This window comes from Caryophanon latum, assembly GCF_001700325.1.
GTDB lineage: Bacteria > Bacillota > Bacilli > Bacillales_A > Planococcaceae > Caryophanon > Caryophanon latum.
This window is the reverse complement of record NZ_MATO01000011.1, coordinates 11,984-26,113: the sequence shown is the minus strand read 5'-3', so window position 1 is coordinate 26,113 and position 14,130 is coordinate 11,984. Positions and strand designations below refer to the sequence as shown.

At 44.0% G+C, this 14,130-nt stretch carries 11 protein-coding genes; 10 read left to right on the top strand and 1 reads right to left on the bottom strand.

The annotated features are described in order from the left end of the window. Window positions 1-619 precede the first annotated feature (619 nt). Window positions 620-1,495 carry a LysR family transcriptional regulator gene (locus tag A6K76_RS02720; RefSeq protein ID WP_066461848.1) on the bottom strand — a complete coding sequence of 292 codons (876 nt, stop codon included), beginning with the start codon at window positions 1,493-1,495 and terminating at the stop codon, window positions 620-622. Window positions 1,496-1,750: 255 nt separating this feature from the next. Here A6K76_RS02720 and A6K76_RS02715 point away from each other — a divergent pair, with 255 nt between their 5' ends. From A6K76_RS02715 to A6K76_RS02670, 10 genes are all read left to right on the top strand, one after another. Continuing rightward, complete coding sequence (locus A6K76_RS02715) at window positions 1,751-3,841, top strand: (Fe-S)-binding protein (protein ID WP_066461847.1); 2,091 nt, start codon at window positions 1,751-1,753, stop codon at window positions 3,839-3,841. Continuing rightward, the gene (locus A6K76_RS02710) at window positions 3,842-5,557 is read left to right on the top strand and encodes a thiamine pyrophosphate-requiring protein (RefSeq protein ID WP_066461843.1); all 1,716 of its coding nucleotides are present in this window, start codon (window positions 3,842-3,844) and stop codon (window positions 5,555-5,557) included. Between the two features lie 42 nt (window positions 5,558-5,599). After that, complete coding sequence (locus tag A6K76_RS02705; RefSeq protein ID WP_066461840.1) at window positions 5,600-6,580, top strand: Bug family tripartite tricarboxylate transporter substrate binding protein; 981 nt, start codon at window positions 5,600-5,602, stop codon at window positions 6,578-6,580. A gap of 27 nt (window positions 6,581-6,607) precedes the next feature. Further along, the gene (locus A6K76_RS02700; RefSeq protein WP_066461838.1) at window positions 6,608-7,072 is read left to right on the top strand and encodes a tripartite tricarboxylate transporter TctB family protein; all 465 of its coding nucleotides are present in this window, start codon (window positions 6,608-6,610) and stop codon (window positions 7,070-7,072) included. 11 nt (window positions 7,073-7,083) lie between these two features. Continuing rightward, entirely contained in the window at window positions 7,084-8,592 is a 1,509-nt protein-coding gene (locus tag A6K76_RS02695; RefSeq protein ID WP_083995234.1) for a tripartite tricarboxylate transporter permease, read from the top strand. A gap of 390 nt (window positions 8,593-8,982) precedes the next feature. Continuing rightward, the gene (locus tag A6K76_RS02690; protein WP_066461835.1) at window positions 8,983-9,750 is read left to right on the top strand and encodes an electron transfer flavoprotein subunit beta/FixA family protein; all 768 of its coding nucleotides are present in this window, start codon (window positions 8,983-8,985) and stop codon (window positions 9,748-9,750) included. 13 nt (window positions 9,751-9,763) lie between these two features. Then, on the top strand, window positions 9,764-10,735 hold the full coding sequence (locus A6K76_RS02685) for an electron transfer flavoprotein subunit alpha/FixB family protein (protein ID WP_066461833.1): 972 nt from the start codon (window positions 9,764-9,766) through the stop codon (window positions 10,733-10,735). A 16-nt stretch (window positions 10,736-10,751) separates the two neighbouring features. Beyond that, window positions 10,752-11,945, top strand: coding sequence for a CaiB/BaiF CoA transferase family protein (locus tag A6K76_RS02680; protein WP_066461831.1), 1,194 nt, complete (start codon window positions 10,752-10,754; stop codon window positions 11,943-11,945). Between the two features lie 12 nt (window positions 11,946-11,957). Beyond that, window positions 11,958-12,920 (top strand): hydroxymethylglutaryl-CoA lyase, encoded by a 963-nt coding sequence (locus A6K76_RS02675; protein ID WP_066461829.1) that lies wholly within the window; start codon window positions 11,958-11,960, stop codon window positions 12,918-12,920. 22 nt (window positions 12,921-12,942) lie between these two features. Beyond that, window positions 12,943-14,115: an acyl-CoA dehydrogenase family protein gene (locus A6K76_RS02670; protein ID WP_066461827.1), complete on the top strand. Its 1,173-nt coding sequence runs from the start codon at window positions 12,943-12,945 to the stop codon at window positions 14,113-14,115. Window positions 14,116-14,130: the final 15 nt, after the last annotated feature.

The window sequence follows — 14,130 nt, the reverse complement described above, 5'->3', positions numbered from 1 at the left end:
ACTCAAAAAAGCTGCTCTCCCTTGCAGTCAGAGTGTGAATGGTGTGCGCCACCACTAAGGGCGCGGTGGGTTATCTGTACAGTTACGGCTGTAGCAGGTGCATCACATACTATAGTTGTTGCTGAGTTTCTCATAACCAGTAGAATAGGCATTCATGTTACAGGCAAAAAAGCGTGTGTACAGACTATAGGAACTGTTATGGGCAGATTTGTAACAGTAGATGTCACTTCGAGAAATCGAGCATTCAAGGGAGCATATACGCATACTCAGGGCTATACTTCGATGACTGAGATGTACAAACAATCAATCATACATAGAAACAACATATATAGAATGCCTGTCTGACTCCTTAGATTAAATCTATTTTTTTAATCTTTGAGAGTTAGGCAGGCATTTTTTCATGCCACAGCCTAGTAACTACCATCTCAGCCTGAGTTGAAAACCTAGTAAATCGCAAGCTTAAATATGCGAAACAGCATGAAAAAATAAACTAACGTAAAGCTTTTGTTAAAGAAGAAAGATAAGAGCTTTAGAGAGATAATCAGATAGAAGATAGTTTCAAGGTTACGAATAGGAAAGCAGGAGTATCTCGAGTATGAGATGCTCCTGCTTTTTTTCGTTAAAACGATTCTAAAAAATGCTGTGCGACTTTGGAAAGCGGTCGATCTTTGTTCCAAATGAGCGATGTTTTGTTGTACAGATCACAGTCTTCAATTTCAATAATGTCGATTTCATGCTCATGTGATAGTAGCGTAGATTTAGGTAATACAGCTGCACCCATACCTGTTGCGACGAACGAGCAAATAATCGACGCATCGTGGCATTCACATACGATGTTGAGCTTAATGCCTTGCTTTAAGCATAAGTTATGAAATGAGCTATACATGCCATAACGCTCTTCTCGTACAACCATAACGAGTGGAATATCCGATAAATCTTTCATTGAAATAGATGTTTTCGAAGCTGGCCATTGCCACTGCTTTGGCACGAATAATACGTACGGCTCGACTTGTAATGTTTTCGCATCGTAGTCGAGATGAATGTCCGCAGCGAATCGAACGACAGCGAACTCGACTAAACGCTCGTCTAAAAATTTCAGCACCTCGTACGGATGCCCGTCTAAAATGCGAAACGTTACGAGTGGGTATGTTTGCTGAAACGCTTGAATTCGCGGTGGTAAAAAATTAATGCCGCATGTTTTTGCGGTGCCGATTGCGAGCTGTCCACGAATACCATCCCCCGTTTCTTTTACTTCCACAACAGTGTCCTCTAATTGATGCAAAATGCTAATGGCGCGCTGGTATAAAAGTGAGCCTGCTTCTGTAAGCTCGACGCTGCGACTATTGCGGAAAAATAACGTAGTGCCGAGCTCTTCTTCCATTAATTTAAGCTGATGGCTAAGCGGTGGCTGTGCCATGTTTAATTTTTTCGCCGCACGCGTAATTTGCCCTTCATCTGCGACCGTCACGAAATAGCGAAGTTGACGAATGTCCACAAAATCCCTCTTTCCATATTTATTTAGTATTTAAAACATACCTTTAAGATATTTGTGCTATATCATGCGTGGTGATAAGATAAACGTAATTATTTTCAGAATAATCTTTTTCTATAAAAAATAGTATTTTTCGAGCTATTTATAAATGAAATGCAGATTATTTGAATTGAATTCGCGAAATATCTTTCAGGGATATATTGCCACAAAAAAACGGAGAAGTAAACTTTATAAGTATGTTTTGGGGGAGTGATTCATATGTTAATGTATATCAATTTAGCCGCAGTAATTATTGTGGCTGTGTACGCGTTGTATTTATTTACGAAAGTAGTGTATAGCCGTTACGTATTCATTAAGCTTGGAAAAAAGCCGGATATGGAGTGGAATATTGGGGAGCGTGTACGCACGGTGATCATTAACGGTTTCGGTCAAAAGAAGCTGTTTAAAGATAAAAAGAGCGGCATTATGCACGCTATTTTATTTTATGCATTTTTCATTATTCAAATTGGCTTGATCGAAGTTGTCATTAAAGGATTTAGCAAAGGGTATGAATATCCGCTAGGCAGCTTCCACAAATATTTTAGCTTTTTACAGGAATGGACAACATTTTTAATGCTTGCGGCTGTGCTGTACGCATTTTACCGTCGTTACGTTGAAAAGTTAAAGCGCTTGCAGTGGAAACGTGATGGAAAAGCTGCGTTCGTCGTTGGAGCATTAACAGTGCTAACGACAACGATTTTATTAACGCTTGGATTTGAATCTGTCATGTTAGAGCGCGAAGCAAACTTTGTATATGCGCCGTTTTCTAGCTTAGTCGCTGTCGTATTTGGCTTTGTTGGTCCGACGATTGGTGCCGTGCTGTTTTATGTATTCTGGTGGATTCATTTATTAACGGTATTAGTATTTATGGTATTTGTACCACAATCGAAGCAAGCGCATGAGCTGTTTGCGATGTTTAATTTATTTTTTAAAAAAGCAGGAGCTGTTGGACGTTTACGCAAAATTGATTTTGAGGACGAGACATTAGAAGAGTTTGGCGTTGGGAAAATTGAAGACTTCACACAAACGCAATTAATCGATTTATATGCATGTGCTGAATGTGGACGCTGTACGAATATGTGCCCAGCTGCAGGAACAGGCAAAATGTTATCACCGATGAATTTAATTGTGAACTTACGTAACCATTTAACGGAAAAAGGGGCGCTCATTACGTCTCACTCGCCGTGGGTACCAGCGTTTGCGTTTAGCGATACGTCAGGAAATCAACTCGCATTACAAGCAGCTGGTGGCAGTCCAGAACTAGAGCCAGTACAAACGAAAGAGCTGCTTGGCGATGTTGTAACAGGACAAGAGCTATGGGCATGTACGACGTGTCGTAACTGCGAAGATCAATGTCCAGTAATGAATGAGCACGTAGATAAAATTATCGATTTACGTCGTTATTTAGTGATGACGCAAGGAGACATGCCAACTGAGGCGTCTCGTTATTTCCAAAACATTGAGCGTCAAGGCAATCCGTGGGGCACAAACCGTAACGAGCGTGTGAAGTGGCGCGAAGGTATGGAAGACATCATTAAAACAGTAGATGAAGTTGAGGAGTTTGACGTGCTCTTTTGGGTTGGCTCAATGGGCTCGTTCGACATTCGTAACCAGCGCATCGCTCAAGCATTCGCTCGTTTAATGCATGAAGCTGGCGTGAAATTTGCGATTTTAGGTAACCACGAAGGCAACTCTGGTGATACAGCACGCCGCATGGGGAATGAATATTTATTCCAAGATTTATGCGCACAAAACATTGCCGTGTTTGAAGAATACAATGTACGTAAAATCGTGACGACGGATCCGCATGCATTTAACTCATTTAAACATGAGTATCCAGATTTTGGATTAAAAGATGTAGAAGTTGTGCATCATACAGAATTACTGCGCGACTTAGTAGCACAAAAAAAGCTTGTGCCGACAAATCGTGTAGAGGAAAAAATTGTGTACCATGATTCATGCTATATCGGACGCTACAACGATATTTACGATGCACCGCGCGACATTTTACGCCACATTCCAGGTGTTGAAATTTTAGAGATGAAGCGCAATCGTCAAGATGCGATGTGCTGTGGTGCAGGCGGTGGCGGTATGTGGATGGAAGACCGTGAAGGCACGCGCATTAACTTAGCACGTACTGAAATGGCACTTGAAACGAACCCGAGTGTCATCGGTAGTAACTGTCCGTACTGCTTAACGATGTTAACGGACGGTACGAAAGCGTTAGAAGTAGAAGAAAACGTGAAAACGTTAGATATTGCTGAAATTTTAGATCGATCTATCGTGTATACAGAAGGGGGCGTTCAGTAGATGAAAACCGCACAGGAAGTCAAGACAATGACAACGGGCGATGCGTTTATGGAAGCATTACATGAAGTTGGTATGTCGTACGTATTTTGTAACTTAGGAAGCGATCATCCATCGATTATTGAAGCACTAGCAAAAGCAAAGCAGGAAGGGCGCACATTACCAAAAGCGATTATTTGCCCACATGAAAGCGTCGCAATGGCTGCAGCGCAAGGGTATGCGATGCTGACCGATGAAGCACAAGGGGTCATCATCCATACCGACGTAGGTACACAAAACTTAGGTGGCGCTGTACACAACGCATTTCGCGCACGCGTGCCCGTCTTTATTTTCGCTGGAGAAACACCGTACACAATGGAAGGGGAGTTGCCGGGTAGCCGCAACTCCTATGTAAACTATTTACAAAATGTGTACGACCAGCGTGGCATCGTGCGCTCATATGTGAAATGGGAGGGTGATATTCGCACAGGAAAAAATGTGAAGCAGCTTGTTTACCGTGCAATGCAGCTGGCAACGAGTGCTCCAGCTGGACCGGTTTATTTAACAGGTGCTCGCGAAGTGTTGGAAGAAGCTGTAACGCCGCGTGAAAGTGAATGGGCACAATGGCAAGCGATTGCTCAAGGTGCACTTCCACAACGCGAAGCAGAGCACATTGTCGAAGCATTAGCATCGGCAAAGCGTCCAGTGCTTGTTACGTCGTATGTCGGCAAAAACCCACAAGCAGTTGAAGCGCTCATACAATTATGTGAGCAGTTCGCTGTGCCGGTTGTCGAGCACATTCCGACGTACATGAACTTCCCGCGCGACCATGTGCTTCATGCAGGTTTTGATCCACATACGCTCATTGCGGACGCCGACGTCATTATCGCGCTTGATACAGACGTGCCGTGGGTCGTAACGCAGCAAAAGCCACAGGACGACTGTCGCGTATTTTTCATTGATGTAGACCCAGTGAAGGAGCATATTCCACTATGGCATATTGCGGCGACGAAAACATACCGAGCCGATGCAGAGGAAGTGTTACAGCAGCTAGTACAATGTAGCAAGCATCTTCCGCCTTCAAATGTCGCACAATGGCAGGAGCGATACGACGCACAGCGCACGCAATGGGCACAAGAGGCAAAACGAGGTGACATTATTACACCAGAATGGTTAACGCACTGCATCGCGCAAGTAGTCGATGAAGATACGATTGTACTTGATGAAACGATTACGAGCACGATGACGGTATGCAAGCATTTACCGCGTACGAAGCCGCGTACATACTTTACGAGCGGTGCGACGTCACTTGGCTGGAATGGCGGTGCAGCAATTGGCATGAAGCTTGCACATCCGGAAAAAACAGTCGTGAGCTTAACTGGCGACGGGACGTATTTATTTAGCGAGCCAGCTGCTGTACATTGGATGGCACGTCGTTACGATGCGCCGTTTTTAACGGTCATTTATAACAACGAAGGCTGGAACGCAACGAAAATGAATTTATTAAAGCGCTACCCAGATGGTGTCGCAAAACAAACAGATAGTTATTGGGTGAACTTTGATCAGTCAGCGGATTTAGCAAAAATTGCAGAGGCAGCTGGAGGCGCTTTTGCATTAACTGTAAGCGACCCAGCACAGCTAGTCGATGCACTTCAGCAAGCGATGGACTGCGTGAAAGAAGGGCGCAGTGCAGTCGTTGATGTGCGATTAGCCGCAATTTCTCAACAAACATCGTATTAGAGGCAAAGAATTGGTGAATCTTATTATGTAGGGGGAACGCGGATGAAAAAATGTTTACTAGTATGTAGTTTATTTATGGTGTTACTACTGGCGGCTTGTTCAAGTGAGAAGGCAGAGTCGAGCGATACGGATTACCCAGAGCGTGCGATTGAAATTATCGTACCGTTCGCTCCAGGTGGCTCAACGGATATTGGCGGGCGTATTTTAGAAAAGTATTTGCCAAAGTATTTAGATAATGCACAATTTGTCATTGTCAATAAACCAGGTGGTAGTGGCACAATTGCGCTATCTGATTTATATGCATCAAAACCAGATGGCTACACATTAGCGCTAACGACACACCGTGCATTAGCACTTCAGCCGTTATACGGTAAAACGAAATACAAGCATGACAGCTTCACACCACTTGCGAAAGTATTTGGTAACCAACAAATTTTAGTCGTAAAAGCAGATGCACCGTGGCAAACCTTTGACGAATGGTTAGCGTACGTAAAAGAGCATCCGAATGAATTCACATTCGGCGTATCAGGCGGCATTGGTGGTGGCTCACATTTACCAATGGCAGAGCTTGAACTACAAGCAGGCATTACAGTAAAGCCCGTACCGTTTGAAGGCACACCGCCAGCGATTACCGCGATTTTAGGCGGTCACGTACAAGGTGCAATTTTACAGCCAAGTGATGCGAAAGCGTTAATTGAATCAGGTGAGCTACGCGCGATTTTCAATGCAGGTGGCGTACCTGTTCCGTATTTCCCAGACATTCCTCTTTTAAAAGATCAAGGCTTTGACATCGTATACGACAGCAACACGTCGTTAATGGCACCGCCTGACTTACCAGAAAATATTAAAGTGAAATTACAAGAAGCAATTAAGAAAACGATGGAAGACCCTGAAGTAATTGCCGAGTTCGAAAAAGCAAGCTTACAAGTACAATATGGCACATCTGAACAAGTGCAAGAAGAATTAGATGCAGAAAACGAAAAAGCTGCAGTCATTTTAAAAGAATTAAATTTAATCGACTAACTCGTTACTGAAAGGAATGAAGCGAACATGAACATAAACGTGAAACAATTCAATGCAGGCGTATGGGCAGGGCTTGTTATTCTTGCGGTCGCCGTTATAGCGTTTGTCATCTCGTTTCAGTATAGCTATTCAGGAATTGTTGGTCCTGGGCCAGGATTTTTCCCATTCTGGCTCAGTCTCATTTTAATGATTTTAGCTGTGCTGTACATTTACGAAAGTATAAAAGGTAAAAATGTAAGCGATGAAGAATGGCCGACTGGGCACTCGTTGAAAAAAATTGTGTTTATCATTATGGCGTTATTACTATTCCTTTTATTGTTTGTGCTATGTGGCTATTTAGTTGCAGGCACTGTATTTTTAATTGTACTTTTTTTCAAGGAATACAAATGGTGGCAAACAGTTGCGTTATCAGTTGGCATTACGATGTTCATTTATGTGATGTTTAATAACGTATTGAAAGTGCATATACCAGCGAACGGCATTTTATTTTAGGGGGACACCTTATGATCGATTCGTTTTTCTTGTTACTTGATGGCTTTGCGACCGCATTAACGTGGTCGAACTTATTGTATTGTTTTATTGGTGTTATGCTCGGCATGATTATTGGTGTATTACCGGGGCTTGGTCCTGTATCCGGAACAGCGCTTCTTATTCCGATTACGTTCGGAATGGAGCCGGTATCTGCCATTATTATGTTGTCGGGTATTTTTTATGGCTCGATGTACGGTGGAACGATTACGTCTGTGTTAGTTAACGTACCAGGTGAGGCAGCGTCCGTTATTACATGTATTGATGGCTATGAAATGACGAAAAATGGTCGTGCTGGCGCTGCGCTCGGTGTTGCGGCGATTGGCTCGTTCATCGGCGGTATTGTCGCAGTTGTTGCGCTGACGTTTTTCGGTCCGATTTTAGCTGACGTTGCGTTAAACTTTGGTCCACCAGAATTTTTCGCGATCATGCTGTTAGGGATGCTCATGATTGTCGCGCTTATGGGGAAGTCGCTCGTGCGCGGTATGATTGCGGCAGTTCTTGGGCTTGTATTTGCAATGATTGGACAAGATTTAGTATCCGGTGAGTACCGCTTTACGTTCGGGTCACTTGAGTTAATGGAAGGCATTGACTTTGCCGTTATGGCGATGGGATTATTCGGCATTTCTGAAATTTTACTCAATGCCGAAAAGCCGACGCAAATTGGCAACGTGCCGAAAGTAAAAGGATTGCTTCCACGAAAAGGTGAATGGAGCCCGACGTTAAAATCGGCAGGGCGTGGTACGGGCATCGGCATGATTCTTGGTATGATTCCTGGTGCGAACTCGATTATTGCATCGACGTTTTCCTATATGCTGGAGAAAAAAGTGGCGAAAGATCCAAGTCGTTTCGGTAAAGGGGCAATCGAAGGTGTGGCAGGTCCAGAAACAGCGAACAACGCACATAGTGGCGCAGCGTTAATTCCGTTGTTCTCGTTAGGTTTACCAAGCTCGCCAACGATGGCCGTTATTTTAGGCGCATTCATTATGCATGGTTTGACACCAGGCCCTGCGTTATTTACGAAAAACCCCGATTTCGTGTGGGGCTTAATTGCCAGCATGTTTATTGGAAACGCTTTATTATTAATTTTAAACTTGCCGCTCGTTGGCATGTGGGCAAAAATTGCAATGATTCCTTACAAGTTATTGTATCCGATTATTTTAATGGTCATTTTAATCGGCACGTATAGCTTAAAAGGTAGCTTATGGGACGTTGGCATGATGCTTGTATTCGGTATTATCGGCTACTTAATGAAAAAGCTCGATATTCCGATGTCTGCGATGATCGTCACGTTCATTTTAGGCTCACAGTTAGAATCTTCAATGCTGCAATCATTATCGATTTCAACTGAAGGCTTCTTAATTTTCTTAACGCGTCCGATTTCTGCGGTTATTTTAATTATCGCATTTATCGTGTTTGCACTGAGCATCTTCAGTGGCGTAAAAAATAAGCGTGGCAAACTAGCAGCCGATGTTGAAATGTAATTCATATACTTTTTTAATCTGTATTTATAAAAATTAGCGATACGAACAATCCCCTTTGTTACATGATAATCAATAAATCCTCTTTGGAGCGAATTTCCATAATTCGCTCCTTTTTTCTTTTTAACGTGTTGTTTTTTCTGTTTATTACGTATTTTAAAAATAATTTCAAAAAAATTTTAATACGTCTTTTGATGAAAAAAGAGCAGCTACCAAGTGATAAATCGCGATAAATCAACGTTTATTGCATGTTGTATTAATTCATATTTAAAAAGTATACGAAACGTATTATACACATATTAGTAATCTATGAAGAACAATGTTAATTTTAAAAAAACAGAATATTCGAACTGATAAAGTCCGAGTGAAACTGACTTATTTAGGAGGTTACGTATGAAAATTTTAGTGCTAATGAAGCAAACATTTGATACGGAAGAAGAAATTTTTTTAGTAGATGGCAAGCTAAAGGAAAGCGGTGTCAAATATGTCATCAACCCATATGACGAGTATGCGGTAGAGCAAGCGATCCTTTTAAAAGAGCAGCAAGGAGCAGAGGTAACGGTTGTATCAGCTGGACCGGCACGTGCAGAAGAAGCATTACGTACAGCTGTTGCAGTTGGCGCGGACAATGCGATTTTAATTGACGACGAATCATTAAATGGTGATGAGTACACAATTTCAAAAGTGTTAGCAGCAATCGCGCAAAAAGAATCATATGACCTTATTTTAGCAGGGCATATGTCAGTCGATGACGGCGCGGCACAAATCGGACCACGCGTTGCAGAATTGCTCGGCATTCCACACATTTCAACGATTACTGGTTTAACGATCGACGGTCAAACAGCACGTGCAGAAAAAGACGTAGAAGGTGATCTTGAAACGATCGAAGTGCAGCTGCCGGCGTTATTAACAGCGCAGCAAGGATTAAACGAGCCACGCTACCCGACGTTACCAGGCATTATGAAGGCGAAGAAAAAGCCGATCGAGCGTGTCACAGCAGCGGACTTAGGCATTGACGTAGCCGCAATTGGCTCAAAAACAGAAACGTTAACGTTAAACTTACCACAGAAAAAATCAGGTGGTCGCATTTTAGAAGGCGAATTACACGAGCAAACAGCAGAGCTTGTGAACTTACTACGCAACGAAGCGAAAGTCGTATAAGGGGGAGTAACGGATGAGTAAAAATGTAGTAGTTGTAGCAGAAAGCCGTAACGGCAATTTACGTAACGTGTCGTTTGAAGTATTAACAGCAGCACAAACAATCGCAAACGGTGGGCACGTAACAGCCGTTGTATTCGGCGAAGCAAGCGAGGAGCAAGTACAGCAGCTTGCACAGCACGGCGCAGATACAGTGCAAATTGCCGAGCATGCGGACTTAGCATCGTATTCGACAGACGGATACACACAAGCGTTTACACAAATCATTAACAGCATTCAACCAGATGCGATTTTAATCGGGCATACAGCGACAGGTCGCGACTATGCACCACGCGTTGCAGCACGTTTAAACTTAGGATTAATTTCTGATTGTACAGCCGTTGCAGTAGAAGGCGACGACGTAGTGTTCACACGTCCAATTTATGCGGGCAAGCTGTTCCAAACGAGAAAAGTAACGAGCGGCACAATTTTTGCGACAATTCGTCCAAATAACATCGAAATTACAGAGCCAAATACAGCGCGTACGGCAAACGTTGTGAAAACGAGCGTGGACGTAACGAACATTCGCACAGTCATTCAAAACGTCGTGCGTAAAACGAGCGGTGCGATCGACTTAACAGAAGCAAAAATTATCGTATCAGGCGGTCGTGGCGTAAAAAGTGCAGAAGGTTTCGCACCTGTTCGCGAGCTAGCAGAAGTGCTTGGCGCAGCAGTTGGCGCTTCACGTGCTGCATGTGACGCAGGCTACTGTGATTACTCAATGCAAGTTGGACAAACAGGGAAAGTTGTAACGCCAGACCTTTATATCGCGTGCGGTATTTCAGGTGCGGTACAACATTTAGCTGGTATGTCGAACTCAAAAATTATTATCGCGATCAACAAAGATCCAGAAGCACCAATTTTCAAAGTAGCAGATTACGGCATCGTTGGCGATCTATTCGAGGTGCTACCGTTACTCGCAGAAGAATTTAGAAAAGTGCCAGTATAAACAAGGGGGAAATTGCATGGGTAACATTTTAGAAGGGCTGACGGTCATTGACTTAACACAAAACGTCGCAGGTCCATTTTGTTCACAAATTTTAGGGGACTTAGGTGCAACGGTTATTAAAATCGAGCGTCCAGGACACGGCGATGATACACGTCATTGGCACCCACCATTATGGGGAGAGGAGTCATCAACGTTTTTAGCGTTAAACCGCAACAAAAAAAGCGTATGCGTTGACTTAAACGATCCAGTAGGGCAAGAAATCGTTCAAAAGCTTTGCGAAACAGCTGACATTTTCGTTCATAGCTTAAAGCCAGGCAGTGAAGAATCACGCGGCTTAGGTTACGAGCAGCTAACAAAAAACAACCCAAAGCTTATTTACGCATCAATTAGTGCATTTGGTGACATGGGCAAAATGAAAAACAAGCCAGGTTACGACCCACTTATTCAAGCGTACAGCGGCATTATGAGCTTAACAGGTAATGAAGGTGACGACCCAGCGCGCGTTGGTGTATCGATTGTCGATATGGCAACAGGTATGTGGTGCTTAATCGGTATTTTAAGTGCGCTACAGCACCGCAACCAAACAGGCGAGGGCAGTAAAGTGGCAAGCAGCTTACTTGAAACAGGGCTTGCTTGGACGACGCTTCAAATGTCGACATTCATGGCATCAAAACGCTTACCTCGTAAATGGGGCACAGGCATGGCGACGACAGTTCCGTACCAAGCGTTCAAAACAAAGGGCGATCAGTGGGCAATTATCGCGGCTGGTAACAACCGTTTATTCGCAGCGTTATGTGAAGCACTTGACTTGCAAGAGCTTGTGAACGATCCGAAGTTTGCGACGAATGCCGCACGCGTTGAAAATCGCAAAGAAGTGCAGCAATTAATCGAAGCGCGTACGTTAACATTTGATGTCGATGATTTAGTCGCATTAATGGAAAAATACAACGTGCCGAGCTGCCCAATTAATACGTTAGATCGCGTCTTAAAAGATGAGCAAGTGAACGCGCTGAATATGATTAAAGATGTAGACGGCTTCCGCGTTGAAGACTTCCGCATCGTGGACTTACCGTTCCGCATTAACGACGAGCGTGGTCACATTCAGTCACTGCCACCACTTTTAGGTGAGCATACAGAAGAAGTGTTACGCGCATTGAACTTAACAGAAGAGCAAATTGCGCATTTACAACAAGAAACAGTGGCGCGATAGGAGGCGGTTCATATGACGTTACCAGAGCGCGTGCAACTGTACGAAGTCGGGCCGCGTGAAGGATTCCAATCGGAGCCTGTACTCGACACAAACGAAAAAATTGAATTTGTCGATGCGCTTAGTCGCACCGGCTTACGACATATCGAAGTGACGTCATTTGTGAGCCCGAAATGGGTTCCGCAAATGGCCGATGCCGAGGCGTTACTTGCCGGCATTCACCGTGAACCAGGCGTCATTTACCGCGCCGCATACTTAAATGTACAAGGATTAGAACGCGCATTAAACAACAATGTCACACTCGATGGCAGCTTAGTGCTATCAGCGAGCGATACGTTTTCAAAGCGCAATATGAACAAATCAACAGTCGAAATGTTCTCGAACTTATCAGAATGGATCGCCGCGTACAAAGCCGCTAACATTCGCGTGAAGCAAATGGGCTTTATGGCATCGTTTGGCTGCAACTTCGAAGGCTACATTCCATTGCCACATTTAATAAGGCTGATGGGGGACGTCATTGATTTAGCTGCTGATGCAGGCGAAACGATTCAAAAAGTAAAGCTCGCCGACACGATGGGCTGGGCAAACCCAGAGCAAATTAAGCGCACGGTTCAAACGATTCAAGATAAATGGCCACAGCTTGATATTCACTTGCATTTGCATGACACGCGCGGGCTTGGCTTAGCGAACGTGTACGCAGCGCTACAAGAAGGGCTATGGGAGTTTGATACAGCAATCGGCGGTTTAGGTGGTTGTCCATTTGCGGCAGTAAAAGGAGCACCCGGCAATATCGCAACAGAGGACGTCGCGTTTTTATGCGAGCAAATGGGCATTGATACAGGGCTGAATTTAGCCGCGCTCATTGATTGTGCAAACAAAGCAGAGCAACTCGTCGGTCGCGCATTGCCAGGGCATTTAGCAAAAGGTGGCTTACAGGAGCACATTCGACCAAAAACGTGGAAGCAAGTACAAGGATAACTATATTAGGAGGAATGAAAAAATGGTAACAACAACATCGTATTCAGATTTCCAGCAAGACATTCGTAACGGGGTGCGCGAAGTATGTGCGCGTTTTGATTTAGAGTATTGGCGCAAGTCGCACGAGGAAAACTTATACCCAACAGAGTTCGTAAAAGCGATGAGCGATGCAGGTTGGTTAGGTGCGTTAATTCCAGAAGAGTACGGTGGATCAGGCTTAGGCTTTACAGAAGGTGCCATCATTTTAGAGGAAGTTAACCGCTCAGGTGGTAACGCAAACCAAGTACACGCACAAATGTACACAATGGGTGCATTACTACGTCACGGTAGCGAAGAACAAAAGCAAAAGTATTTACCAGAAATCGCTTCAGGTAACTTGCGTTTACAAACGTTCGCCGTTACAGAGCCAGACGCGGGTACAGACACGACGAAATTAACGACGTTCGCTGTGAAAAAAGGCGACAAATACATCATTAACGGTCAAAAAATCTTCATCTCTCGCTTCAACAATACAGACTTAATGTTATTGCTAGCGCGTACGACACCACTAGATCAAGTGAAAAAGAAAACACACGGCATTAGCTTATTTTTAATCGATACGCGTGAAGTTGGAGAAGGGATGATCGAAGCGACGAAAATTCCAACAATGCTTGGTGGTGACACGAACCAATTATTCTTCAGCGACTTAGAAGTGCCAGAAAGCGCATTAATCGGCGAAGAAGGACGCGGCTTATATTGCGTAATGGACGGCATGGTAGCAGAGCGCTTATTAGTATCAGGCTCAGCTTTAGGTAACGGTAAATGGTTTGTCGATCAAGCAGTGAAATACGGTAACGAGCGCGTTGTATTTGACCGCCCGATTACACAAAACCAAGGTGTACAATTCCCAATCGCACAAGCGTACATGGAGCTACGTGCAGCAGAAGCGTTAATGTATGAAGCTGCAGCGAAGTTTGATGCACAAGACCCATCAGCGGGTGCAGATGCGAACATGGCGAAATATTTATGTTCAGACGCAGCGTACCATGCAGCAGAAGCATGTATGCAGACGTTCGGTGGTTACGCAGCCGCAAACGAGTACCACGTAAACCGTAAATGGATGCAAGCGCGCATGATGAAGATCGCACCGATTTCTTCAAACTTAATTTTAAGCTACGTTGGGCAGCACGTATTAAAAATGCCTCGATCTTACTAAGAAAGGAGTTTGCCG

What these genes read in the sequence shown, in the direction of transcription:
- A6K76_RS02685 (WP_066461833.1), top strand. Translation starts at nt 9,764, where the DNA reads ATGAGTAAAAATGTAGTAGTTGTAGCAGAAAGCCGTAACGGCAATTTA.
- A6K76_RS02705 (WP_066461840.1), top strand. Translation starts at nt 5,600, where the DNA reads ATGAAAAAATGTTTACTAGTATGTAGTTTATTTATGGTGTTACTACTG.
- A6K76_RS02695 (WP_083995234.1), top strand. Translation starts at nt 7,084, where the DNA reads ATGATCGATTCGTTTTTCTTGTTACTTGATGGCTTTGCGACCGCATTA.
- A6K76_RS02675 (WP_066461829.1), top strand. Translation starts at nt 11,958, where the DNA reads ATGACGTTACCAGAGCGCGTGCAACTGTACGAAGTCGGGCCGCGTGAA.
- A6K76_RS02690 (WP_066461835.1), top strand. Translation starts at nt 8,983, where the DNA reads ATGAAAATTTTAGTGCTAATGAAGCAAACATTTGATACGGAAGAAGAA.
- A6K76_RS02710 (WP_066461843.1), top strand. Translation starts at nt 3,842, where the DNA reads ATGAAAACCGCACAGGAAGTCAAGACAATGACAACGGGCGATGCGTTT.
- A6K76_RS02670 (WP_066461827.1), top strand. Translation starts at nt 12,943, where the DNA reads ATGGTAACAACAACATCGTATTCAGATTTCCAGCAAGACATTCGTAAC.
- A6K76_RS02715 (WP_066461847.1), top strand. Translation starts at nt 1,751, where the DNA reads ATGTTAATGTATATCAATTTAGCCGCAGTAATTATTGTGGCTGTGTAC.
- A6K76_RS02700 (WP_066461838.1), top strand. Translation starts at nt 6,608, where the DNA reads ATGAACATAAACGTGAAACAATTCAATGCAGGCGTATGGGCAGGGCTT.
- A6K76_RS02680 (WP_066461831.1), top strand. Translation starts at nt 10,752, where the DNA reads ATGGGTAACATTTTAGAAGGGCTGACGGTCATTGACTTAACACAAAAC.